The organism is Bacteroides intestinalis DSM 17393 (assembly GCF_000172175.1).
Taxonomy (GTDB): domain Bacteria; phylum Bacteroidota; class Bacteroidia; order Bacteroidales; family Bacteroidaceae; genus Bacteroides; species Bacteroides intestinalis.
Window position 1 is genome coordinate 2,231,621 of sequence record NZ_ABJL02000008.1, and the last position, 25,335, is coordinate 2,256,955.

Sequence of the window (25,335 nt, forward strand, 5' to 3'; positions counted from 1 at the left end):
TTCTGGCACCATCCGACTTCTTAAATAGATGTTAAATACATTTCTATTTTTCGAACCATCCTTTTTAACGGGCTGTTTTTTAAACAAAGGTTATGACAAAGTAATTCATTAGATTATGCACAGTCATAACTACACAACAGACAGTACAACGTGTATGACATATTTATTGTATTACTATTAATTTATTTAATTATGAAAAAATCTATCTTTGTTTTAGCACTAAGCATGAGTATTCTTACCGTGCATGCGCAAAATGACCGTACGGCCCTTGAAGGCACACGCCCTGGTGACAACTGGTCTATTGAACTGAAAGCTGGTGCTGTAACCCCTTTGACTCACAGCTCCTTCTTAAAAAATGCCCGACCGGCCTTCGGATTCGGAATCGGAAAACAACTTACTCCTATATTCGGTCTAGGTATTCAAGGTATGGGATATGTAAATACCTCAGCCAGCAAAACTGCATTTGATGCTTCCGAAGTGAGCTTACTCGGTAAAGTCAACCTGATGAATCTCTTTGGAGGTTATATGGGCGAACCACGCATTTTTGAAATCGAGACTCTGACAGGTATCGGCTGGCTACATTACTATCAGAATGGCCCCGGTGATACAAATTCCTGGTCTACACGCCTTGGTCTAAACTTGAACTTCAACCTAGGTGAGGAAAAAGCATGGACACTCGGTATCAAACCAGCTATCGTATATGATATGCAAGGAGACTTCAGCAAAACTAAAAGCCGTTTCAACGCCAACAATGCCACTTTTGAACTGACTGCCGGACTGACCTACCATTTCATGTGCAGCAACGGCTCACATCATTTCACAACAGTGAAGCCTTACGACCCAGTAGAAGTAGGCGAGCTAAATGATGCAGTCAACCGTCTGCGATCACAACTGAACGACAAGGACATGCAACTGAGCAATGCCGTACAACAGGCCAACAACTTACAAAAGGAATTGGCAGATTGCAGAACCCAAGCTGCCAACATAGAAACCGTGGTAAAAACCAACCGCATTCCAGAATCCATCATCACCTTCAGACAAGGAAAGTCCGTGGTTGATGCTTCCCAACTGCCTAATGTGGAACGTGTAGCCATTTACATGAAAAAACATCCCGAAGCTAAAGTCGTCATCAAAGGATATGCCTCTCCCGAAGGTAACCTCGCTTTCAATGAGAAACTGGCAAAAGCACGTGCTCAAGCTGTGAAGTCTATACTTGTAAAAAAATACAAGATTAACGACACCCGCATTACCGCCGAAGGACAAGGAATCGGTGATATGTTCTCCGAACCGGACTGGAACCGTGTCAGCATCTGTACTATCGAAGAGAGCAGATAACCTATTACCGTAAACGGAAAGCAAATTCCAATAAAACTGCTTTCCTATATCTCACCGCCCCCTCACTTCCTTCTTGTTTCTCAGCAAGAAGAAAGTAAGGGGGAATTAACAAAATATATTATGGACTTACATTCAGGTTTACCCTATTGGATCGTCAGAAATTCCCTATTGGACTATTTCCACCCTTTGGAGGATGATCTGTCAACAGATATCGTCATCGTAGGTTCGGGTATAACAGGCGCTTTGATGGCACACGAATTGTGTCGTGCCGGAATAGAATGTTGCGTGATTGACAAACGCAGCATCGCAACCGGAAGCTCTGCTGCAAGTACCGCTTTACTACAATATGAAATAGACGTACCCCTCTGCCGGATGGCAAAAATCATCAGCGAAGAAAATGCAGCAACCGCCTATCATGCATGCCTGCAATCCATTTCTGATATAAAGAAAGTACTAAAGGAAACAGGTGTCGATGCCGGATTTGAGCAATTGTCCAGCATCTTTTATGCCAGCAGCTCGGCAGACAACAAACTTCTGGAACAAGAATACGAAATACGGCAAAAGCATGAATTGCCGGTCAATCTGCTCAAGAAACAAGAAATCAGAAAACGATATAAGGTGAAAGTGCCCGGCAATGCCCTGGTGAATGAAACATCCGCACAGATGGATGCCTACAGAGCTGCAACCGGACTGCTCACCTATCATATGAAGGAGAACGGTCTGAAGGTCTTTACCCATACCAACATAAAGAAGTGCACTGAAACATCTGATGGCTGTATCATGATAACAGACAAAGGAAATAAAATTAAGTGCGGATATGTAATCGTAGCCACCGGATTTGAGGCCGGACAATTCCTTCCCCAGAAAATTATGGATTTGACTTCTACTTATGCACTCATATCACATCCGGTAGCCCCCGAATATCTCTGGCCGGAACATTGCCTGATCTGGGAAACAGCCGATCCATATCTTTATATCCGTACCACCGACGGAAACCGTATTATTGTAGGTGGTGAGGATGAAAAGTTCAGCGATCCAGAGCACCGTGACTCACTACTCAGAAAGAAAATCCGTATTTTGGAGAGAAAAGTCAGAAAACTATTCCCCGATATCCCTTTCAAAACAGAAATGGCATGGTGCGGTACCTTCAGTAGCACCAAAGACGGACTACCTTTCATCGGCAATTGGCCCGGCAAGGAACGAATATTTTTCGATCTGGGATATGGCGGAAACGGAATCACTTTCAGCATGATCGGAGCGCAAATAATTTGTCATAAGCTGCAAGATATCAAAGATGAACGTAGTCACGTTTTCGGCTATGATAGAATCGAAAAATATTGGTAAGACAGACAAGAAAACACCTCTCTCCTAGTGCATCTTTTAGGTGCGGATTTCACGGTTTTAATTTACCCCGCGTAATCCGTGCCTAAAATATTATCATAATGACAAGTCTCATATACTTTTGACATTACCTTTGTATACTCCTATACAAACATCCCAAAACAAAAAATAAATCGGTCACTTCTATCAACCAACACATTTTTATTTTGGGATATTCCTATCTATTCAGCATAAACAGCTATGTGACCATCAATACCTTTCAAGACCGGTGCCCAGCCACTGTGCCATACGAGGCTTACCATAAAAGTAATAGAACAACAATCCTACCCAACTGGTCAAAACTACCAGGATAATGGCTATTAACCTTCTTTCCGCCGGCGCATGAATACGCCATATCTCTAGAGCAGCTTTGATAGTTAAGACCAATCCTATAATCCATATTACAAATCCAATCATAATTCTTCTTTATATAAGATATTACTACTAACAGAATGATATATAAAAAAATCAATTAAGTTTTCACTTGCTTCTTTTTTTTACATCTTCATACCCTTCCTTTATTTCTGTCTTGGCCTTTTCAGCTCCTTGTTTGACATCTTTCTTCGCACCTTTCAATGCGTCCTTTACAGCATCAGCGCCATCTTGAACTTTATCGACTGCCTTATCCACTACAACTTTTCCGGTATCCGCCACTTTTTCCTTAGCTTCATCTAACAGGTCTTCCGTCTGACCGGTTATCTTATGAAAAGCGTTAAATACTTTTTCCTTCAATTTCTTGGCTTTTGAAGTACGTGAGAAACGATAAGCCAGAGTACCGATGACCGTACCTATTCCCAGGCCGATCCATAAACTAGAATTTCTATTTTCCATAATTAAGTTGGTTTTAAACGATTAAAATAATTAAAGTTCAATTTTCTTTCTGTTATAAGTCCCGATAATAATGTACCATAAAAAATACATAAACTATTTTTTAAAGTAACACACTCAGTTCTGAAATTTACATGTAAATATATAGATAGATATATCATCCGCTTATTTCCAATATAAAGGCATATCCTGCGATCCTTTATTTTATTATCACTTTACCTACCTGCGGGAACTTGAAAAGAAATAAACGATTGCCCCGATGACAGAACTGGCTATTAGCCTGATCCGCAAATCAAAACTTAGACTTTTCATGGCTGTAGATTTTAATAATGAAACAATCCTGATATTTTATCCTTTCGTAACAATGCAGGTTCAGTCAGTTACGACAATGTAATATACCACTTGCTCCTTTCTCTACAAACTGGCAATTCAAATGTAACCAACTTTAATCCCTGCCATATACTAAAAACACAGCATTAAAAAAAATGGTTCGGGGCATAAAAACGGAATTAACATCATTTTTTGCTTTATAAAAAAATTGAGAAAAGCGCTCGTATCTTAACATCAAAAATCTTTGTATATGTAACAATATATAGCAAACAAATGTAAGCAAACGTTTGTTATTTCCATTAAAAGGAGATCATTCTTCTTTTAAATAAATATTTTATTAACTAAATGCCTTAATTATGAAAAAATTATTCTTGCTGGCCATGATTGCATTGGCATCTGTGGGCATAAATGCCCAAACAGTTAAAGGTGAAGGCTCTTTGATGGGCAACATCGGTTATCAAACGAACTATGAGAGGTTCGGTTTGGGAGTACAAGGACGTTACGCGATAGCGAATAATCTCCGGATTGCTCCGGATGTAACTTTCTATTTTCCTAAAGACAAGATTACCGGATTGGATGTGAGCGTGAATTTCCATTATGTATTCAATTTCAAGAAAGACGGTCAGGGATTTTCCGTATACCCTCTTGCAGGCATCGGCATGCAAAATAATTTCTATGGGAAAAAGAGTATGGAAGTAGACGGTAAAGAAATAGAAATAGACCGAAGCAACTCCACCAAATTCGCCTTTAATCTGGGAGGGGGTATTACACTACCTATCTCCGAACGTAGTTATCTGAATGCCGAGGCTAGGTTTATGTTTGCCAAGGATGACAATGTAGCTATCATGCTGGGATATGGGTACAGATTCTAATGAACTACCCCAAAAAGTTTGACAGTAAATTGTTTACTCATTTGAGAAAGAGTCCGATATTGCATTGGGCTCTTTCTCTTTTACCCCAAAAAGAAATTCTTAACCACGATATTATTTAGATGATTACTTTTACGGGGGTATACTTTGTATGACATGATATTCTTTAAGTCGTTTATGATATCCCCCAGTACTAATATTACTATTATTGACCGGAATGCAAAACAAGGGCCTCCAGTTGTCAAGCCTCACGTACTTCAACCATTTTCGTTGCTACCGCATATTCATCCGGGAAAATTTTGCTTCCCATTTCATTAGCCCATGCTTTAGTGAACTCTGCACCTGCGTAGACAATAATGGCAGAATAATAAATCCATGTAATAAAAACAACCATGAATGCCGCTGCACCATAGATAGTTCCTACATTCGCAATTCCGATGTAAAAGGATATTCCCCATTGCCCTACCAACAATAATAGCGTTGTCACTACAGCTCCAATAAAAACATCCTTACTTTTTATTTTTGCATCAGGCAGAACCTTAAAAATCAATACAAAAATAATAACTGTAACACCTATGTTTAATACTTGTCCCACAACTTTCACAATAAACCCTGCCACTTCCGGATAGCTGGCCATAAACTTATTGCTCAAGTCTCCAATAATATTGGTTATACTAAATGTTATCAGAAGCACGAAAGCAAATACTAAAATTATCGAGAATGAAAGTAACCGATTCTGAATATATTTCAGCCAACTCTTCTTTGGCACGGCCTTTATTCCCCAAATCGAATTTAAGGAACTTTGTATTTCTGCAAAAATGGTAGTAGCACCAAATATAGAAATTCCCAGGCTAACAATAGCTGCAGATGCGGAAGAGTCCGTTCTTTCTGCATGTTCTATAATTAAGCGAAGTGCCCCAATTACCTCCGCTCCCACTATCGGTTCCAACTGAATATACAACTGATTAGCCAAATCCATATGCAAAGCTACCCCAATAGTAACTAAAAGAGAAAGAAAGGGGATAATTGAAAATAGTGTCGCATAAGCTAACGATCCGCTTAATCTAGTGACACTATCATCAATAAACCCTTGTCCGGTATCCTTTACAATCTTGATTAATAAGGATAGGCTTAACTTTTTCTTTCCTATGAATTGTTCCGTCATCTCATGCTTTTTTTACCCAAACAGCAAGATTACGCGCATCCACAGAGAACTCTCCATTTCCTTCTTTATCCAAAGTTACTTCATCCGGAATACTTCCGGTAATTTCGCACCACACTTCACCTGCATGTTCCTTCCCTAAACACATCGTTTTACTTCCCGCTTCATCATTCGAGATTAAAAATACCAAGCCTGAATTAACATGTTCCCCATCTCCTGTACGAATAAAGCCTACGGTTGATGGATGGTCGAAATAATCAACTTGATCACCATACGCATACTTTTTCCTTGCATTCAATAGAATATCTATAATTTTAGTATGTGGCGATTTCTCTCCTTTCATCCCATAATAATCACCATAGAACAAACAGGGATAACCATCCTTCATCATAAAAATAAGACCATACGCCAATGGCTTGAACCAATCTTCAACCTGTGATTCCAAAGAACTTCCATGCTGCGAATCATGATTATCAACAAAAGTCACAGCAAGTTCACAATGGTGCTCCACTAAAGTATTCTTCAGAATATTCCGCAAATCATAATCTTTTCCTTCTTGTGATGCCTGAAACATATTATAATGTAACGGAACATCAAACAAGTTAACTTTATGCCCTACTGCTTCCAGATAATTATCCAATGTTTCCAAGTCACCGTTCCAATATTCTCCCACAGCATAGAAGTCATCACCTCTCTCACTTCTTACCGTATCCAGAAACTGTGCAACGAACTGATCTTTCATATGCTTAATTGCATCCAAACGCATTCCATCAAGATCAAGTTCATTTGAAACCCATTTGCCCCAACGATTCAGTTCGGCGACAACCTCAGGGTGATCTAGGTCAATATCATTACATAAAAGAAAATCGTAATTGCCATTCTCTCCATCTACACCATCACTCCAGGCTTTTCCTTCTCCTTGAATCTGAAATATACCACTTCGCTTTCGAGCATCATCAAATCCAGTCCCGGAAAAATGATAATAATGCCACTTAAAATCCGAATATTTATCTTTACGTCCATGAAAGCTATATCCGGTCCATCCTTGTATTTCATAAGGTTTCCCCAAAGCTTTATTTCTTTGACCAGGATCTACTTCCACCACCATAAACTTTTCCGTAAAATCACCACCTGCTTTATGATTCAAAACGACATCCAGATATACAGCAATCTTATTTTTGTGAAGTTCATCAATCATCTCCTTCAATTCATCTTTCGTTCCGTATTTAGTCCTCACAGTTCCTTTTTGTTCAAACTCACCCAAATCATACAAATCATAAGTAGCATATCCTTCATCCTGCTGTTCATCTGCTTTATATGCAGGTGGTATCCAGATCGCTGTCACACCTATTTCATGTAGATGCGACGCATCCTCTCTCAACTGTTTCCACAACTTTCCGTCATTCGGAAGATTCCACTCAAAATACTGCATCATTACTCCATTTTCCATAACTATTTAATTTAAAATTGATGAGTAACTTAACAAAATAAATAATAAGATGGTTCCCACTATAAATGTAAATTATAGTTTAGTAAGAAAAAAGTATAACACAACATCACATTAAGCATTATAAAAACGCCTCCAATGTTTTTAACCATCTCCAATGGAGTAATGCAAATTATCTTAATGTTTCTTTTCATATACATAATTTACTTGATTATGAATAGGAATTTTTCTTTATCCGTTTGTTTTTACATAATCCAAAATCAAGGATATTCCATAAAATGTTTAATTAAAAAATTTCCAGCTATGTTAGAAAGAGAAATCTGGGGAAATACTTTAGAAGACTGGGGTATTTCCATACTTATTATTTTAGGAACAATTGTTTTGATGAAGTTAATATCATTCCTCAGCAGAAAAGTACTCAATCCATTTATCACCCGTACCAATAATCGGCTGGATGATATAATTTATTATTCTTTAGAATCGCCCGTCAAGTTTGCAATTATGTTATTAGGTATTTGGATAGCTATTCACAGGCTTGTTTCTCCGGATAGTTTTGTAAAAGTAATAGATAATGCTTACAAGATACTGATTATTCTGGATATCACATGGATATTTGCCCGATTATCCAGTAGTTTATTGCAAATCTACTGGGGACGACAATCGGATGGACAAAACAACAAAATGATGCCCATTATCAGACGGACAATACTGGTCATTGTGTGGATAATCGGTCTTGTAATGGCCTTAAGTAATATTGGAGTCAATATTGGTGCATTATTAGGTACTCTGGGTATTGGAGGTATCGCATTTGCCTTAGCAGCCCAAGACACTGTAAAAAATGTGTTCGGCGCTTTCACTATATTGACAGATAAGCCTTTCAACATAGGTGATACGATTCGCGTGGATAATATCGAAGGCACTGTGATTGATGTTGGAGTTCGAAGTACAAAAATCATGGACTACAATAAACGTATCATCACTTTCCCTAATTATAAAGTTACAGATGCTTCTATCATAAATATCTCTTCCGAACCGATGCGTCGAGTCGTCTTGAAACTTGGATTGACATACAACACAACATCCGAAAAAATGAAAGAAGCTTTAAATATACTGAAAGCCATTCCTAAAAGAATAGAAAATGTATCTTCCAAACCATCAGATACCACAGCTGTTTTTACAGAATACACAGACTCTGCACTGAACATCATGTACATATATTTTATAGAAAAACAGGGAGATATTTTAATGGTAACTTCAAATGTAAATATGGAGATTCTAGACTCATTCAATAAAGCAGGCATTGATTTCGCATTCCCAACACGAACGATTTACGTTGAAAAGGATGAATTGGCTGATTTGGCAAAAGAGAAAAAATAGTACGCACACTTTATCCTCAAATCACCCCACTAATATAAATCCAATGTAACAAAAAAAATCCCGACGGTATATAATGATTTCTATACCGCCGGGATAATACAGATACTTTTTAATTCTATCACACTCATACCACACCAATACTCAACCCATATCTACCTTATTTACAATTATCTGAAAAAGATTCAAGTACCTTTTTCGCCATTTCAACCCGTTTCTTTAAATACATGCAGACAGTTTCCCATCGATAATAAGGAAAACGGGAAGTTGAAACAGGAAGTGTCATTTCTTTTTCATTCAAAAGAAATTTCACCCATATTTCTAGAGCCTTGTCATGATAAAAAATCCACTGTACATTAGCAGCCATCGGAGCAATCTCATAATCTTTCCAATATTTAGATACAGAATCAGGAACAACAACTTTAACATCCGTTCCTTCTACACCCATTAATGCTACAAAAGGAATAACTGTCTCTGCATGAGCAAAACGAAAGTTCGCCCTGGTATCCGACTTGCCCTTTATCACTTCATCAGCTGAATGAATAAATTCTGATAGCAGAGGCCATGCAATTGCAACAGGCAACATTCGCCCAACCGGCGAAGAACTTTTACTCATATATTGTCGCAAATTCTGAGTCTGCCAGTAATTATCCCATTCACCTATTGTGAAAAGACCATCCAAATTTATCGGAGTACCTGTATCTGGTAGTATGGCAGCAATGGAGAATAAAGCCATGACAAATTCCTCTGCCTCCTTATCTGTTTCCTGTCCTGATTCCAGAAAGAAGTTTTCCATAACAGAAGCAGGAGAAATCTTTCGTCGCACAAAAGTCTCGTATATAGGACGCCAATCACCATTTTCTTTATAATCAACATAAGATTGGTTTAAATCGAAGAAACGAAGAATATCATTATATTGCTTCCCTTCATTGCGTTGTATGTGTAAAGAAGAATTAAACTCTACCATACAAGCAAGAAATGCATCCATACTATGTATACAACGGGGAACATATGTCGCAATTGCCTGCACTTTGACAGAATCACTGAATAACTGTGGATAGCGTTCTATCATACGTCTGGCAATACCCCGTTGTTCCTCCTCTCCCACCACTGATAACTTCCCCCATTGTCCGTCAAAAGTTTCCGATAGATTCTGTATTGTAGAAAGCAAGGTTACTCCTCCTGATGTTAGCCTATTTTCTCGTCGAGCCAATTCCAGAATCTCCTTCACTCTATTCAAAGCCTTTCCTGAAGTTGGAAAACGCGCTCCATGTCTCCCCAAATGGTTAACATAAAACGGAACCATACTATCCTGAAAAAAGCCAGACGAGTCTTTCACAACAGGATACGGCATGGCTGTCCCTGCGTATTGTTGTATCCTATCCTGTCCCCATAAGATGGAAACGGGGCAAAACATAAAAATTCCAATTAACAATAATCCTTTCATATCATAAATCTTATATGTGTAGATTATAACGATGAAAGAAGGATTATGTTTACTTATAAACGACTCTGAGAGAATTCAATACCATAGTATCAAGGCATCTTCGGTTGTTATACATCTTCAGCCAACGGCCATCAGAAAGAACGACATATGGAGTTATATCATTTATTATCAAAATATTAGGCCACAACTTTTATCTATTACAAGTTTGAAATATTGACTGCACGGCATAGTTACTTGGCAATAAAACACTACATGGGATAAACATATAAACAGTACTAATATAGCCAGCCAGCCTATTATTAAAATGAAAATTGTTGTTAAATCCTTTTTTTACACCCAAACCATTTTCTTACACAACATGTTTTTTTTCAAAACGGGACCGATGGTTTTCCGTCTGATATGATTCCTCAAGCCATCTGTTCCAACAGTATTATTTTAACTAAAACTTAATATTATGTATTTTATTTGGTACATTATCATTGGAATCGTTGCCGGACTCATAGCCGGCAAGATTATGAGAGGAGGCGGTTTCGGACTTCTCATTAACCTACTCGTAGGTATTGTAGGTGGCGTATTGGGTGGCTGGGTATTCGGCTTGTTGGGAATTACTACCACAGGCCTTCTGGGTAGCCTTTTCACCTCTGTTATCGGTGCAGTTCTATTATTGTGGATCATATCCTTCTTTCGTCATCCCAAGAGAACTGATATTTAAATTTTTATTAACCTAAACCCTTTTTGATTATGGAAACTAGTAAATCTAACTTTTTGATTGGGCTGGCAATAGGTTCGGCCATCGGAGCACTTGCTCAACGTTTTTCACGTACGGCAAAAGCCAAGATGCTAAAAAAGAAAATTCATAATGCCATGGCAAAGATTGCCGATCGTGCTGAAAGCCTTGCAGAAACCGTGAGAGACAAAGCACTGGATGCAAGTACCAAAACCGCCGACAAGGTTGCAGATGCGACCTTTGACGTTGCCGAAAAGGCTGACACTCTGAAAAGTAAAGTCCATGCAGCTGCTTTAGAAGCCAAAAAATAGGCTACTATAACAAACAACTAAAATTACGGGACGTATTTTCAATGCTTCCCGATCCATTTCACTTGAATTAATGATTAATGAATATGAAATGGAACAATAAATGCCAATATACTCCCGCATCCCTGCGGGAAAAGAGTTATGAAGAATTGTACACGCTATGCCTGTCCGCCTATACAGAGGGCCGTACGGATGAGAGGAATAAAAGCTTGGAAGCGTATAGACTCAGGTGCAGCTGTCTGTTCGGAAACAAATGTATGGACTCTTCCCTTTCCGTGGGAGTGCGGAAAAGGATATGCGACGGAAATTGTCATTATATAAAGAAATATATGTCTGAACTGGACAAACTGGAGGAATAAAATTTATTTTCTCCGATCCTTTCTCATTTATATCTCTACCGACAACTTTACCCTCTTGACTTGATTGGATAAACCTCTTCCGGTCTGTATATACGGCCCGGCAAGGATATTCCTATCTTTAATATACAGATGTACATCTAAAATTAACCTGAATTATTAACTTAAAAATGAATCTGTTATGTTTTACCATGTAAAAGATCTTCAGTTCAATGCCCGTGTATCACAGCCGGATCCTCGTTTTGCTCGTGTGATGCTTGAGGCATTCGGAGGGGCCAACGGTGAGTTGAAATCCGCTCTACAGTATTTTGTACAGGCATTCAGTTGCCATAACCCCTACCCTGACAAATATGACATGCTCATGGATATTGCCACTGAGGAGTTCGGCCATCTTGAAATCGTAGGTGCAACCATCCAGATGCTCCTCGGACCAGTAAACGGAGAAATGAAGGATGTATTGGAAGATACTCCTCTGCGTACCATGATGGGAGGAAAAGCAGGCAAAGAGGATCTTATCCACCAAGCCTTCACCAATCCTGCGTTTCTGGTAACAGCTCCCGGTAGTCCCGTGCTGACCGATAGCAACGGGAACCCATGGTGTGCCACCTATGTATCGGCCAATGCTGACCTGACAGTGGACCTCCGTTCCAACATGGCGGGTGAAGCACGTGCCAAGATAGGTTACGAAAACCTTATCCCACTTACGGATGACCCACTTGTAAAAGAAACGCTCACATTCCTTATGACTCGCGAAGTGACCCATTTTCAACAGTTTGAGGCCGCTCTGGAAACTATTCAGCCTAACTTTCCTCCGGGAGTATTCCAAACATCCCCCCGATACAGTAACCTTTATTTTAATGATTCCAAAGGAAAGGAAGCCCGCGGACCATGGAACGAAGGCAAAAGTACGAGGCTCAAAGAAGAATGGCAATATATTGAGAATCCACTGGAGGAAGTCAGAAGTACTGACGGACTACTTCAACGTAAACCTAAAGGCACCAAACGTACGGAAAAGGAAGTACGCCAGACAGATGAAAAACTAGCCAAGGAACGGAGCAGCGAGATACTCTCCCATATCCCTAAAGGAGAAATGCGTTGGTGTGAATATGGAAATGCTAAGAACGGAAACAAATAAGACTTCCAGTTCTACTATTGTTTAACTTAAAAACTAAATTTTATGACAACAAAGAACGAAAAAAAACAGATGGAAGCAAAGGGTGGCAAAAAGTGTACCCAAAGCAAAGCTAAAGAAAGTAAGCCTGCTGCTTCAAACAAAAAATCGGAGAAGAAATAACTTGATCTTCCGACAGTATGAAGTCTAAATCTTCATCCCGGTGGAGAACTGGTTTCTCCACCGGAAATCCTAAAGCATATTGTATAACAAGCAAAAATAGAGAACTATATGAAAAAGATAATGTTTATCACACTGACAATTTTATTTGCACTGTCCGCATCATCCTGTCAGGACAAAAAAGAACAGAACCGGACAGAACAGCAGATTGAAAATGCAAAAGAAAACGTAAATGACGCATTAGACAAGGCCTCTAACAAAATAGAGGATGGTGCCGACAAAGTTAAAGATGCCTGGAAAGAAACCAAGAAAGACGTGCAACAAGGTACGGAAAAGGTAAAAAAAGAAATAAAAAAGGATTATAACAAAGCTAAAGATGAAGTAAAAAAGCAGCTTGATTAAGACTGTCATATAAACCTTTATATCTCGATTTACTATCTCTCATTTAATTTATACAGGTATGAATATTCTTGCTATTTGGGTCGTTGGAATAGTTCTGACTATAAGATGCGCCTGGGAAATAGGTTGCCTGAGAATACCGAAAGAAAAAAAACTTATGGTAATCCTGCTGGTAGTCCTTACAAGCTGGATAGGAGCATTCCTCTATACTTTCTTCTTTAAAGAGAAGGTAGGAGCATGGCTAGACAGGTAATGACGAAAACCAAATTGGTAAGATATTCGGGTGTTTAAAGTTCTAATAAGAAAAGGACAGTGCGTGATGCATAGTCCTTTTGAATTAGATAATTACTTGATATTAAAAACAAGAAGCAAATATGGGGTTCAATTCGAGGAGCTCCCGTAATCAAAGCAAAATCACAGCCTGGTGTCATAAAAGTTACATTTTGCCGTCCGTTTTCTATTTATCGTTCGGTCGGATTTGTAATCTAATTGTTCTTTATTTTAGGATTTATAATCCGAATAGAAACATTTTTTACCTGATGTTAATCGGATTGCAAATCCTGATACCCGGAGGAGGAAGTGCAGATTACAAGAAACACGAACTAAGTTGATAAGAGAGATTAATTCTCTGATGAGTGATAATGACAATCCTTCTAAGTTTTGAAAGTGCGGAACCTGCATGGGAAAGAAGCAGCTACGATTTATTCCAGCATTCCCCATCTGTTCAATGGAAACTATTTAACCTGCAAAAGCTAAAGAAACAGAACCCGTCAAAATTATATCAGGAAGTAGAAAAATTACAAATAATTCTCGCAATGAAATAGTTTAGACTTGGCTATTTGGAGAGAATCTGATGCATAAAAATGCCCCCATTCCGATACTTCCCCTTCCTTTATTTAGCTCGCTACCACACTCCCATCCACATCTTTACCATCATCCGCATGAGGCTATTTAGTTACAGAGATGTTTCTTTGACACAACGTACTGCAAACCCACCCGCACGTTTTCCCGCATGTGCTATATGTATTTGGTCAGATCCGGCATACATAACGGATGACATTGTATATTCCGGGCCACAAGGGGATGACATCCACAAGTATGCATTTATTCCTACTCTTTTAATCAAAGCGTCAGGACCATTACGAAAACCTGATACTGGCAAAAAAGTTTTCGCACCTGTCATACCACCAAAATACAAGAAATAATTTTTATCACTTGCCTCCTTCCAGACATGTTCCAATAAATTATACCAAGCATTGGCATCACTATATGCAATCCCTGTCCAAGTATCCGCCGGAGCAACACGCCAGCCAGCAGGACAAGGGTCATAGATTGTCTTTTTTCCACTTTCACTTTCTGTCCCCCAAGGAGCAGGGTCCAAAATTGTACATGGAGGAGGATTTATACTATTGTTACTACCTTTCGCTGTATCATTGTCACCCCACAAACAGCTCGAAACTTTCCATTGACTGGAGTTCAATGTTGCACTATTTATCCAATTATCTCCTTTAATAAATACATCAGGATGTTGGATACTATAATCCAAATTATTTTGAATGGTACTCCCTGTCGTCGTAGCTTCCACAGCCTTTAAATAAAAAGCATCAGTCTTCGAATCATTTGCACCATTCAAGGGAAAGGGATCTTTACGTCCAAACTGGTAACTCAGATTAAAAGCTCCGCTATTCCCCTCAAATGTAAGAGAACTATTTGCTTTATCTAACAATGTACCTAACTTACATTCCATCAAGACTAATTCACGTTCACGCATGGCTATTCTTTTTGCAGTTGCATCCGGAAATGCATTTGCATACCATTCCCGCTTAGTATTGGTCTTTATCTTTAGAACATGGCTTTTGTTTAATTCTGTCAAATTTACTCCGTCGGTACGCCAGATATGCCAACTCCATAATATTTGGTCTGAACTGTTTCGCACAGCTATTAGAGCATTTCCTTTAGCTGTTCCTGTTTTGAATTTTACATATCCGGAACTATTATCCCATTTCAAAGAAGCAATGATTCCGCTATTTGTCTCCCACACAAGAATAGCATCCTTTATTTGATTTTTGGGAATTGTTACAGCATCCGTACTTCCTGTAACTTTGCTGGGCATCAAACTTATGCCCGAACCATACTGCTGTGCTGCATAATCTCCCGTCTCTCCGTTACCTCTTACAGTTGCATTGAAATTATACCATGCATTATCTGTGGCTGCCAGATAGCAGTTTGCGCACCCATCTTCACTAAGATCAACCCCAACAATAACTCTGGAATCACTAGCCATGCCATATCCGTCAAATGTAGCTTTCAGAGTGATGTCATACCTATAATTACCGTTCCGTTTGATATTGAAGTCACTCGTATTGTTTTCGCCAAGATACACCGTCCACGTCACGGTTACAGCACCCACCAAACCATGAATAACTACGTAAGTAGCCTTGGCAGGTGCATTGGCAGTCGTTTTGTCCTTCTGGGCGGAAATGGATTTAGTCCCCCTACGGTTCTCAAACATATAGAAAGTCTTACTTACCGAAGTTGTTCCGGACGTAGTGACAACGCCACTTTCTTTCCAATGTGCGGCAGTAGTCGTCTGTACAGCATCCGATGTACTGGAAATATAATAGGAACGTGAAGGGATATTCTTTACGGAATAATTCGTAATCGTAATGCCACTGCCCGCCTCAACCTTAATATTCAACACTACTTTGGCTACCATACGGGTCAATACCAGTCGTGTGGCTAAATCCTGCGCTCCCGCCTTGATATTCACACTCTTCATGCTTCCGGTCATTAGCAAATTAGTACCTTTACCCAAGTCGTCCCAATTGGTAAGACTATACACCATACTTTTCAGATATGACTCCTTATGTATGGCATATCCCTTGAATAAGTCAGCCTTACCCGTATTGGCAACGGCATAGATGGTACATCCGGTAGCGCTACGGGTATTCACGGTAACCGTAGAACCACCCGTCTGATATTTCTGACCGATCAGTTCACCCGAACTGTTATATACCAGAATATGAAGATTGCTGACCACACTCTCATTGACTGTCCGGGTAGCGATATCCACCTGTTCCTCACCCTGCACTTCCAACCGGATAGTAGCAGGCTGGCCTTCCTCCACATCCTCCATACTCTCCTCTTCCGGTTGGCAGGAACTGCAAACAGCCGTCATCGCCAGCAACGTGCCCAGCATGAACAGCACGAAAAGCACTTTCCAGCAAAATGGAACAGGCTCTTCCTGTCTACGGTATACTCTGTATTCAAATAACCTGATCATTGTATTCTTACTTACATTTCTACATCCGGCTTACATTTCCACATCCTGACTGACCGTACCCCAGGGAACCACACTCACAACGACCTTCACCTCCGCATAGCGGAAGTCAAGATCTATGTTAGTCTGTTTACCCACAGGAGCATACAAAGGACGGAATTCATTGTCTTCGGTGATAGTCAACAGTTTCTCCCCTTTCCGGTAGATGTCAATTTCCAACGGCCTCCCCTCTCCGGTAGGGAAGATATGGAAAGGCGGCGCATAGACATCCCCTTCAGCGTCGGTAACGGAAGCCGGTTCATATCCGGCCCCGCTCCCGGCAGCCTCACCCGTGAAATCCATTTCCGTACTGGTACAGTGCACTATGAAGCGGTACGATTCACCCTTGTAAGGATAACACTCGGAAAGATAACGCGTGCGTATGCTGAGACCCGCCACCATACGTTCCATTACGAGTGTAATGTCCGCACCTTCCACGCTACGGGTCTCCGTCTCCCCTATTTCCCTGCGGCAATAGAACAGATCCGTTAGCGGGAGATGCGTGCCGTGAGCGTATTGCCGGAGTTGAAGTTTCGCATCTTTCAGAGGGGTTCCCGGCGCTATATCCGTAGTAATCAGGGTATCTTCTTTCAGATTGCCCCAGGCTACCAGCGTGAGATGTTCGCCTTTGTCCTCTCCAAAATAAAAGTCAGAAAAGCCATCGGAGGGAATCATCCTGACGAAACCCTGCTCATTAAAGAGGTAGATATCCGATTTCTGCAAGGCCCCGCTTCCGGTGAGGTCGTTCCCGTCAGCATCCACCGCGCGGACATGAAGTTCGTAACGGGCACAACCTTCCATATCCTCACGTACGCACGAGGCGCAGCAGAGAATAAAAAGAAGAAAGAGCGGAAAGATGAAGGATGTTCCGGAAACTCGCATAGCTTGGGCACGGATTGGTTTATAATGTCATGTCAGTCTCATATTAATAATCACTCGAAGGTCACATCCTGTCTGATGGTGAGCGCCCAATCAGCGACAGTGACCGTGAGTTGCAGGGTGGCGGGGTCTATATCCGTGTTATCGTCGGGGGCGCCTTCACCCTTAATGACGGCGGTAAGCACGTATTTAGTGTTGAGAGCGATACTACCCTTGTCAGTACCTGCCCCTCCCGAAATAGTGGTGTTAGCCTGTTTCTTGTTGATAACAATGGGATAATACCGGGGCACGGAAGCACTGGATCCACCTCCATCCGCATCAAACATGCCTTTAATGATGAGCTTGGTCGGTGTATTTGAAACATTCGGAAATGTGTAGAAGTAGTAAGGGGTAGTGAGTTCCGTATTGGCTGTATGAGTGGAAACTGTCTCGTACAGGTACTTTTTTGTATCGGTACTCCCGTCACCTCCATGAACGAGAACACTACCCGTCTTGTCCGCATTGACGGAACTGTTGGCATTCTTCAGATATACACCTGTTACCTTGAACGTCGCATCCTTGAACCGTCCCACCGGATCGAAAGCCGTCTTGATGCTGCTGATAGATACTCTCGCCACAAGACGGGACAGGGCTATGTTCGCCTCGGTTTCCGTTCCCGCCGTGAAATCCTTTCCGGTGGCGCTTCCCAGCATCGGGAGGTTGTTGGCCTTTTGCGTATCCGTTGCCGCACCGGCTCCAGCAGCCTTGGTGGTTTCCGAAAGTAGCATCAGCTTGGCTTTGAAACCGGCAAGGTTGGTCACTCCCGCAAAAAGTCCTGTAGAGGCATTGGCCACCACATAAATGGTCTGTCCGTTGCCGGGTTCGCAAAGCATCGTAATCTTCTTGCCGGTACCACTTGTTGCAGCCTTGATGTCATCGCCCGTGAATTCCCGCAGGGCATTGACAGGGTTGCCCGACGCTCCGGTGAATACAGCCACAGTCAGGCGGTTGATCTGGGATTCATCAGTGGTAGGCAAAGTCCCCGTAGCACGGCTGTCAGCAGGGGTGCCCACCAAGGTCAGTTCAAGTCTTGCAGTCTTTTCCTTCGGCTGGTTTACATTCTCGTTTTCATCGCTGCCGCATGCGGACAGTGAAAGGGTGGCCGTTGCCAGCACCGCCCATAAGTAGTTACTCGTTTTCATATATTATACCGTTTATGGTTATTTTGTATCATTTATCCGTATCGCCCATTTTTCAATTCTTAATTCTCTGCTTTTAATTTCTCCAGCGCCTTAACCGCCTGCTCCACTCCGGCGGCGGCAGCCATCGTGAGGTACACCTCCGCTTTGTCACGGTTACCTTCGAGCAGGCAGAGAATGCCCATATTGTTATAAGCCATCGGCAGAGTAGCGAAACGTTCCAGGTATTGGCGGGCACGCTTCGTATCACGTTTTGTGAGTGCCACCGCCGCCGCATTGATGTTGGCTTCCGGACTGTCCGGGAAAAGTCGGGCAGCAAGGTCAAGGACGTCATTATATTCGGTGGAACCTGCCGGATAGCTGCCCGCCACGGCGAAGAACTCGTTCAGGCGCAGGGCGCGCTGCTTTCCACTGCGCAGCAGTTGGAGGCTTTCGGCAGCGCCCAGAGGCTTACGCGTGTATTCTATCCGGTAGTCCACACGCATCACCGCCGGGAATATCTTCTCCGAGAGATACCTGTAAGGCTTGCCGTCGGCAAGAGACATCAGCATACGTTCGCGGCCTTTGGAGATCTCCACATTATCAATAAGGTCGAGGGTGGCATCTTTCAGCATCATATCGCTTCCCCTCACCAGGCTGGTGATCGAGTCCCAGTCTTCAGGAATCCAGTCCACTTCCAGCAGGGCTTTGCCCGACAGACGGTTTTCACGCAGGTATTCCTTCAGTTTAAGAGCACGTATCAGGGCGTTGGTCTCGTTCTTCTTCAGGTTACCCATGGGCGCGCCATAGCCCGTCACACGGACTTTAGCCAGTTCCGTGCCCGTCTCCCGGCGTACCTCACGCAGGGCGTCACGAAGACGGTAGTAAATCTCGAAGTTCTGCTTTTCCTCGGAGAGTTCGCCCAGTTGCTTACCGTCCTCCCGGCCTTCCTCCCGGTCAAAGTACGGGATAGACCCTGTGATGCAGTGCAGCGTGTCCTTGTCCGGTGCGGGCCGGATGAAGTTTACCAATGAAAGGAAACCGGCGTCGGTACCCGCATCCCACGGAGAGGTCCTCAGCTTCGGCAGGCGGAGGCCGTCCGCTATCTTATCCTCGTAGATATCCCCTTTCCGCCCGTGGCAGGCACATTCCTGAGAGCGGAGCAGGAGGACGGCCTGTTCCATCCACGGCTCGTAAGGGATAGAAACCTTATAGGTAAACGCGCGGGAGACCGCAGCGTCGTCACGGATTACGACCGCCGGGATGGGCGAAGTACGCGCCTTGCCGTTACGTTTGCCCGCGGACAATGCCTGTGTACGCTGATACACTTTCTGTTTCTCCGCACCGTTGATGAGGACGGAGGGAAGTTCCTGCTCGGATTCACCGCTTTTAAGCACGGGGGTCACGGTCAGGGATTCGTCAGAAGGCATCTGCAGGTTCTCAAAGTCTACGGAAAGTTCCACAGTCAGGTGTCCGTCAGTCAGCGAGAAATGCTGTCCGGTGACAAACAGTTCTCCCCGGTAGAACTCCTGCCCGGGGCAGAAGCCACATATGGCGAACAGAAGTGCCAATGTCAGAGGAATACGGATTAAGTTTTTCATGCTCTATCTTTAATTACAAATTACTAATTATAAACCGCTTTCAATTTTCATCTTCCAACTCTCAACTCTCAATTCCCAACTCTCAATTTATCAGGTATACCAGCGATACCGAGGCACGGGTCGGAGCTATGAAGTTTTTATGACCGCCACCGGTCTGCTCGCCGCAATGCAGGCAGCGGTAACGTTCATAGCCCGAATGCAGGAATCCGACACCGAGGCTTGTCTCGATGCTCCAACGGGGTGAAAGGATGAAGTGGTAGCCGTATGATACGCCCAGTCCCAGAAAGTCACCCTCGTATCTTGAAGAGCGGATGCCCTTAAAGAGTCCAAGCGGGAGTTTCATGCCGCCTACATTATATACCCCGTACATCAGGTGCGCGCCGAAGAAGTGGCCGCCGAAGGGCTGGCACATCCAGTAACGCAGCTCAGGCTGTACGAACCAATGTTTCCAGCGTTTGTCCCCACCTGCCGGAAAAGGGTTGTAGTGGAAACCCGCTTCCAGCGTAAACCGCCCGGAGAGTTTGACCTCCACGGAAAGGTTGGGCGAGGAAAGCGCTCCCGTCAGCAGGTCGCTCTTCAAGGCAAGGGTCTGGGAATGCAGGTCTGCAAGACAGGACAGCAGCAGGAACAGGGGCAATATGAAAGTATTTCTTTTCAAAAGTTTTTTGAGGATTACGTTTACAACTCAAACAGCTTTATCTCATGCAGGTATTCACGCGTAATATAGTTCACTATCCCGAGTTTCTGCGCGGCTTTACCGTAGCGCATGTGGAACTCTTCAGTAGTGGGATGGTTGCAGTTCAGATGCTCGCCAGTGGCTTCGAGGATGTCGAGAAGGGAGACGTCGGAGGATCCACGCACGGGACTGTACGACCGTATATTACGGGAGTCTCCCCGCTCGGACAGTTTGATAAGTCCGGCTCTTAGAAGCTTCGACAGCAGGACATCCAGGTCTTGCCCCGTAAGACGGCAGGCGTCCGTACGGGCGGTGTCGCCTCCCGCATAGATGTCGTTGAGTACTGCGATGGCAGCTTGTGTCATGGGTGTTATCATGATATTTGTTGGGTTTTATCTATCATATACACCGGCATTACCTTGTAGGTAACGGATACACACAGATACGATAAGAAACAAGGCTCATAAAAGTCCGGTATATACAAGAATTTATACGTACATACGGCTCACGGTGCACAATATCCTATTCCCGTCTCCTACTTCTGGAAACGGGTAAGGGAATTTATATACGGATTTGCACGGGCAGGCCGAGAAAACTCCTTTCCATCCTGTATGCTGAAAAAAGAAACTTGTAGAACCTGTAGTATTTATTTCCTAATATAAATCGTCGGGGGATAAATGCATGTAAACAGGAAAATAAAAACGTATTTCCTTTGGAGTTAGAAATATATTATCTACTTTTGCGCCATAATCACATCTCCGTTACCTACAAGGTAACTTCTTCATATTGCACTACATATCAATGATTTATTATTCGTTCAACGTGTTAGACTATCCCTTAAATATGTAATTCATTATAACCTTATTCGCCCGGTCCATCCGGCTATTTCCGAACCCTTTCATATACCCTTCGGTGGTGGTTACGGAAGCGTGTCCCAGCCCTTCGGAAATGACCTCGATGGGAATGTGGCAATACCTGCCCACCGTAGCCCATGTATGCCGCGCACTGTACGAAGTCACTTTGCCTTGTACCTTCTTCCACAGGGCAAGCACACGCAGTCTGCTGTTAAGCAGGCGCAATATCCGCTGGTAATCCCGGTAAGCGGCCATACCCTCCAGGTTCCCGTCCAGAAAACAAAGCAGGTAGGGTGAAGTGTCGTCCCGGTTCCGGTAGCGTTCCAGCAATTGCATGGCACGGCCGTCCACACGTGCGGAAAGCGGCATGCCCGTCTTCCGGCGGCGCAAGGTCAGATAGCCGTCCTTCAGATCGGACTTCCGAAGGTGGGCAAGATCCACAAAGGGCATGCCGTGGAAACGGAACATCAGTTCCAGGCACGCGCGTGCCCATGCCATGCCGGGGGAAGTGATGTCAGGATCCCGTTCCACCAGTAACTTCTGCATATCGTCCCGTTCCAGCACACGACGGTGGTCCGCCTTGCGCCCGGTGAACACGTCACGGAACTGGTGGGGGATGAAAGCCGCCAGTTTACGGACCACAGCCCGGTTATAAACCGCCTGGAGCATACGCATATAGGTGGAGACGGTATTCCACGCCAGACCCTTCCCACCCTTATGGAGCAGGTAACCCTCATACGCCTTCAGCCACAAGGGCGTGATGCCGGACACGGGCAGCCCCTCGCCACCGAAAGCCATCACCGACCGCAGCACGCTGCCGCATACATGGGCGGTGCCGTACTGCCCGTTCATTTCGAGTTCAGCGACCACCGAACTCATAAATTTGTTTAAATAGACTGTTTTCATATTCATTCATTTTTTCGCACGTTGTCGCACGCGCATATACTACGTCACAAACAGGAGTCAAAGACAAATGTTTCGTTACAATACTATCTTTAACCACTGCATTCAAGTCTTGTCAGAGATGTTAATTTGACAGATATTTGCACCAAAGGTCAGAGGCGGGTGCTTTGACCCGTAGAGGAACCGCGCGTTCCTCTACGGGCAAGGCACCCTTCCTCGTAGAGAAACGACCCGCAGGTCGTAGAGCAACATCGGCATACCGTAATCATTGGATTTTCCATCGTTTGCCGGAGTAACACATCTGCCTTCTTCCACTGCTCCGAGGAACGATCCCCGCCACAGGGACACAAACGTATGGAAATATTTTTCACTTCAAAACAATATACATAATGATTACAGTTACCATTCAGGTGAAGCCCTATCTCGCGGCTTACCTGCAAAGCGCATACGCGCACTGCACAGTGGAAGGTGCCATCCGTTTTACCAAAAATCAGAATCTTTACAGTTGCCTGCTACAGCTCACCACTCCCCGCCCCAAGGGCGTGTCGTGGCGGGACCGGGGGAATGTCACCCTCTCCCTGCCTTGCCCCAGCGTGGGGAAAGACCCGAGGACTTATAATTATCTGGGAGAAGAGGCCGTAAAGGTTCTGGAGCAGGAAATCAACTATGAAATGAGAATGGATTATTACCGCTTCCTGCGCAAGAACAAGTTTAAGAACGGGATGATGTTCACAAGGGCCACGGAGCTGTATCTGGAAGAGCACGGGATGACGGAACTTATACCGGAAGAAACGCTGCTGAAAAGCTATTTCCAGTGGGTGAAGAAGGTGGAAAGAAAATAGAGCAGCAAGCCTTTGTTGTATAATACAGAATATGACAGATGCGAACATATTAAAAACATCTCCGAAAAGAAAAGATTCATTGCTGTGTTAGATCATAGGTTAAAGAAAAAAGGAGGAGAACAGAGTATTACATAGTGAGGATGCAATAAGATAAACTATATCTATTGAAAACAGATAAATTCTTTTTCTTCCTTCATATAGTAAATTCTTTTTCTTAACTTTGTAGCATTATGTACACAAGTAAGTTGTACAGAATAAATCTATCATAATAAAAAAGGAAACACATTAATTATGGCTAAAACTAATACAGCAGAAATAGGATTTGAGAAAGATATTTGGAAAGCGGCTGATTTATTAAGAGGTAATATGGATGCTTCAGAATATAAATCTGTAGTCTTAGGGCTTATCTTCCTCAAATATATATCTGATAGATTTGAAGCAAAATATCAAGCGCTCATTGATGAGGGAGATGGTTTTGAAGAAGATAAAGATGAATACACTTCAGAAAATATATTCTTTGTACCCCAAGAGGCACGTTGGTCTATGATTGCAAAAGCGGCTCATGCACCTGAGATTGGCACTGTAATTGATAATGCAATGCGATTAATTGAAAAAGAAAACACTCGCCTAAAAGGCATTCTTCCTAAAAATTTCGCACGGCCAGAGTTAGACAAACGTCGTTTAGGAGACGTCGTTGATTTATTCACCAACATTCAAATGAGGGAACATGGAGACACAAAGGACATACTCGGACGCGCTTATGAATACTGTCTTTCTAAATTTGCCGAAGCAGAAGGAAAACTTGCAGGTGAGTTTTACACGCCAGCTTGCATTGTTCGCACTTTGGTAGAAGTTCTTCAACCTTATAGTGGACGTGTTTATGACCCTGCCTGTGGTTCTGGTGGCATGTTCGTTCAATCAGCAAAGTTTATTGAACGCCATCAAGGTAACATCAACAATATTTCTGTATTTGGTCAAGACAGCAATCCTACTACATGGAAAATGGCTCAGATGAATTTAGCCATCCGCGGTATAGAAGCAGACCTTGGCAAATTTAATGCCGATACTTTCTTTGATGACCAACACCCAACTCTAAAAGCTGATTATATTTTAGCAAATCCACCATTCAACTTAAGCGATTGGGGAGTAGATAAACTACAAGACGATGTACGTTGGAAATTTGGCATTCCGCCAGCAGGTAATGCTAACTTTGCATGGCTACAACACATGATACATCATCTCTCTCCCAAAGGACGTATAGGTATGGTGCTTGCTAATGGTTCTCTGTCTTCACAGAGTGGAGGTGAAGGAAAAATTCGTGAGAATATTATAAAAGCCGATCTCATAGAGGGCATTGTCGCATTACCTTCACAGCTTTTTTATACGACAGGAATTCCTGTTTCTTTATGGTTCTTAAATAGGGCTAAAAAACAAACAGGAAAAATCCTATTTGTAGATGCCCGTAACATGGGAACAATGGTTACGCGCAAACTTCGCGAACTTTCTGATTCAGAAGAAGGAGAAAAAGGGGATATTCAAAAAATAGCCGATACATTTCATGCCTTTAATGAGGGAACATTAGATAATGAGAAGGGGTTTTGTGCCATTGCCACACTTGAAGATGTAGCAAAACAGGATTATATCCTTACTCCGGGACGATATGTCGGAATTGCAGAAGTAGAAGATGACGGTGAACCTTTCCAAGAAAAAATGGAGCGACTCACCTCTGAGTTATCTGACTTGTTTGCCCAATCTCATGACTTGGAAGAAGAAATTCGAAAACAATTAGGCAGTATAGGATTTACAATTAAATAAATAGTACTATATTTCTTCAATTATTTAATCTAATAA

The 25,335-nt window shown here is 42.7% G+C and carries 25 protein-coding genes; 12 read left to right on the forward strand and 13 right to left on the reverse strand.

The window, feature by feature from the left end; translation table 11 throughout:
* Positions 1 to 192: 192 nt before the first annotated feature.
* Both BACINT_RS18520 and BACINT_RS18525 read left to right on the forward strand, forming a co-directional pair.
* Entirely contained in the window at positions 193 to 1,335 is a 1,143-nt protein-coding gene (locus tag BACINT_RS18520) for an OmpA family protein (protein WP_007665871.1), read from the forward strand.
* A gap of 120 nt (positions 1,336 to 1,455) precedes the next feature.
* The gene (locus tag BACINT_RS18525) at positions 1,456 to 2,679 is read left to right on the forward strand and encodes an NAD(P)/FAD-dependent oxidoreductase (RefSeq protein WP_007665876.1); all 1,224 of its coding nucleotides are present in this window, start codon (positions 1,456 to 1,458) and stop codon (positions 2,677 to 2,679) included.
* A 246-nt stretch (positions 2,680 to 2,925) separates the two neighbouring features.
* Here BACINT_RS18525 and BACINT_RS18530 read toward each other — a convergent pair whose 3' ends face one another.
* Positions 2,926 to 3,132 (reverse strand): hypothetical protein, encoded by a 207-nt coding sequence (locus tag BACINT_RS18530; protein WP_007665878.1) that lies wholly within the window; start codon positions 3,130 to 3,132, stop codon positions 2,926 to 2,928.
* A 63-nt stretch (positions 3,133 to 3,195) separates the two neighbouring features.
* Positions 3,196 to 3,546 carry a YtxH domain-containing protein gene (locus BACINT_RS18535; RefSeq protein WP_007665880.1) on the reverse strand — a complete coding sequence of 117 codons (351 nt, stop codon included), beginning with the start codon at positions 3,544 to 3,546 and terminating at the stop codon, positions 3,196 to 3,198.
* A 683-nt stretch (positions 3,547 to 4,229) separates the two neighbouring features.
* Between BACINT_RS18535 and BACINT_RS18540 the strand changes: the two genes are divergently transcribed.
* Positions 4,230 to 4,745: an outer membrane protein gene (locus BACINT_RS18540; RefSeq protein ID WP_007665883.1), complete on the forward strand. Its 516-nt coding sequence runs from the start codon at positions 4,230 to 4,232 to the stop codon at positions 4,743 to 4,745.
* Between the two features lie 238 nt (positions 4,746 to 4,983).
* Here the strand turns inward: BACINT_RS18540 and BACINT_RS18545 are convergent, their stop codons facing one another.
* Both BACINT_RS18545 and BACINT_RS18550 read right to left on the reverse strand, forming a co-directional pair.
* The gene (locus BACINT_RS18545) at positions 4,984 to 5,907 is read right to left on the reverse strand and encodes a YihY/virulence factor BrkB family protein (protein WP_007665886.1); all 924 of its coding nucleotides are present in this window, start codon (positions 5,905 to 5,907) and stop codon (positions 4,984 to 4,986) included.
* Position 5,908: 1 nt separating this feature from the next.
* Complete coding sequence (locus BACINT_RS18550) at positions 5,909 to 7,354, reverse strand: alpha-amylase (RefSeq protein WP_007665887.1); 1,446 nt, start codon at positions 7,352 to 7,354, stop codon at positions 5,909 to 5,911.
* Between the two features lie 300 nt (positions 7,355 to 7,654).
* Between BACINT_RS18550 and BACINT_RS18555 the strand changes: the two genes are divergently transcribed.
* Complete coding sequence (locus BACINT_RS18555; protein ID WP_021967153.1) at positions 7,655 to 8,728, forward strand: mechanosensitive ion channel family protein; 1,074 nt, start codon at positions 7,655 to 7,657, stop codon at positions 8,726 to 8,728.
* Between the two features lie 157 nt (positions 8,729 to 8,885).
* Here BACINT_RS18555 and BACINT_RS18560 read toward each other — a convergent pair whose 3' ends face one another.
* Positions 8,886 to 10,172 (reverse strand): histidine-type phosphatase, encoded by a 1,287-nt coding sequence (locus BACINT_RS18560; protein ID WP_007665891.1) that lies wholly within the window; start codon positions 10,170 to 10,172, stop codon positions 8,886 to 8,888.
* Between the two features lie 454 nt (positions 10,173 to 10,626).
* Here BACINT_RS18560 and BACINT_RS18565 point away from each other — a divergent pair, with 454 nt between their 5' ends.
* The 6 genes from BACINT_RS18565 (at position 10,627) to BACINT_RS24665 (ending at position 13,506) form a co-directional block, all read left to right on the forward strand.
* Positions 10,627 to 10,884 carry a GlsB/YeaQ/YmgE family stress response membrane protein gene (locus BACINT_RS18565; protein WP_007665893.1) on the forward strand — a complete coding sequence of 86 codons (258 nt, stop codon included), beginning with the start codon at positions 10,627 to 10,629 and terminating at the stop codon, positions 10,882 to 10,884.
* Between the two features lie 29 nt (positions 10,885 to 10,913).
* Positions 10,914 to 11,210 carry a YtxH domain-containing protein gene (locus tag BACINT_RS18570; RefSeq protein WP_007665895.1) on the forward strand — a complete coding sequence of 99 codons (297 nt, stop codon included), beginning with the start codon at positions 10,914 to 10,916 and terminating at the stop codon, positions 11,208 to 11,210.
* Positions 11,211 to 11,293: 83 nt separating this feature from the next.
* On the forward strand, positions 11,294 to 11,566 hold the full coding sequence (locus BACINT_RS18575) for a hypothetical protein (protein ID WP_016272768.1): 273 nt from the start codon (positions 11,294 to 11,296) through the stop codon (positions 11,564 to 11,566).
* Between the two features lie 178 nt (positions 11,567 to 11,744).
* Positions 11,745 to 12,698 carry a manganese catalase family protein gene (locus BACINT_RS18580; protein ID WP_007665899.1) on the forward strand — a complete coding sequence of 318 codons (954 nt, stop codon included), beginning with the start codon at positions 11,745 to 11,747 and terminating at the stop codon, positions 12,696 to 12,698.
* A 267-nt stretch (positions 12,699 to 12,965) separates the two neighbouring features.
* Complete coding sequence (locus tag BACINT_RS18585) at positions 12,966 to 13,256, forward strand: hypothetical protein (protein ID WP_007665902.1); 291 nt, start codon at positions 12,966 to 12,968, stop codon at positions 13,254 to 13,256.
* A 58-nt stretch (positions 13,257 to 13,314) separates the two neighbouring features.
* On the forward strand, positions 13,315 to 13,506 hold the full coding sequence (locus BACINT_RS24665) for a hypothetical protein (RefSeq protein WP_007665904.1): 192 nt from the start codon (positions 13,315 to 13,317) through the stop codon (positions 13,504 to 13,506).
* A 702-nt stretch (positions 13,507 to 14,208) separates the two neighbouring features.
* On the opposite strand, the gene BACINT_RS23395 is transcribed toward BACINT_RS24665, so the two are convergent.
* The 8 genes from BACINT_RS23395 to BACINT_RS24255 form a co-directional block, all read right to left on the reverse strand.
* Positions 14,209 to 16,536, reverse strand: coding sequence for a DUF4906 domain-containing protein (locus tag BACINT_RS23395; protein ID WP_007665907.1), 2,328 nt, complete (start codon positions 16,534 to 16,536; stop codon positions 14,209 to 14,211).
* A 30-nt stretch (positions 16,537 to 16,566) separates the two neighbouring features.
* Positions 16,567 to 17,373: a FimB/Mfa2 family fimbrial subunit gene (locus BACINT_RS18605; protein ID WP_007665910.1), complete on the reverse strand. Its 807-nt coding sequence runs from the start codon at positions 17,371 to 17,373 to the stop codon at positions 16,567 to 16,569.
* Positions 17,374 to 17,504: 131 nt separating this feature from the next.
* Positions 17,505 to 18,632, reverse strand: coding sequence for a fimbrial protein (locus tag BACINT_RS18610; protein WP_007665913.1), 1,128 nt, complete (start codon positions 18,630 to 18,632; stop codon positions 17,505 to 17,507).
* A 59-nt stretch (positions 18,633 to 18,691) separates the two neighbouring features.
* Positions 18,692 to 20,209 carry a DUF3868 domain-containing protein gene (locus BACINT_RS18615; RefSeq protein WP_007665916.1) on the reverse strand — a complete coding sequence of 506 codons (1,518 nt, stop codon included), beginning with the start codon at positions 20,207 to 20,209 and terminating at the stop codon, positions 18,692 to 18,694.
* Positions 20,210 to 20,291: 82 nt separating this feature from the next.
* Positions 20,292 to 20,867: a DUF3575 domain-containing protein gene (locus BACINT_RS18620; protein ID WP_007665918.1), complete on the reverse strand. Its 576-nt coding sequence runs from the start codon at positions 20,865 to 20,867 to the stop codon at positions 20,292 to 20,294.
* 20 nt (positions 20,868 to 20,887) lie between these two features.
* Positions 20,888 to 21,262 (reverse strand): hypothetical protein, encoded by a 375-nt coding sequence (locus BACINT_RS18625; RefSeq protein ID WP_007665921.1) that lies wholly within the window; start codon positions 21,260 to 21,262, stop codon positions 20,888 to 20,890.
* A 453-nt stretch (positions 21,263 to 21,715) separates the two neighbouring features.
* Positions 21,716 to 22,651, reverse strand: coding sequence for a tyrosine-type recombinase/integrase (locus BACINT_RS18630; protein ID WP_007665925.1), 936 nt, complete (start codon positions 22,649 to 22,651; stop codon positions 21,716 to 21,718).
* A 186-nt stretch (positions 22,652 to 22,837) separates the two neighbouring features.
* A complete protein-coding gene (locus BACINT_RS24255) occupies positions 22,838 to 22,990 on the reverse strand; it encodes a hypothetical protein (protein WP_007665930.1) in 153 nt (50 codons plus the stop codon).
* Between the two features lie 41 nt (positions 22,991 to 23,031).
* Between BACINT_RS24255 and BACINT_RS18635 the strand changes: the two genes are divergently transcribed.
* Both BACINT_RS18635 and BACINT_RS18640 read left to right on the forward strand, forming a co-directional pair.
* The gene (locus BACINT_RS18635) at positions 23,032 to 23,484 is read left to right on the forward strand and encodes a hypothetical protein (RefSeq protein WP_007665933.1); all 453 of its coding nucleotides are present in this window, start codon (positions 23,032 to 23,034) and stop codon (positions 23,482 to 23,484) included.
* Between the two features lie 291 nt (positions 23,485 to 23,775).
* Positions 23,776 to 25,299, forward strand: coding sequence for a class I SAM-dependent DNA methyltransferase (locus BACINT_RS18640; RefSeq protein WP_007665937.1), 1,524 nt, complete (start codon positions 23,776 to 23,778; stop codon positions 25,297 to 25,299).
* The last annotated feature ends 36 nt before the right edge of the window (positions 25,300 to 25,335 follow it).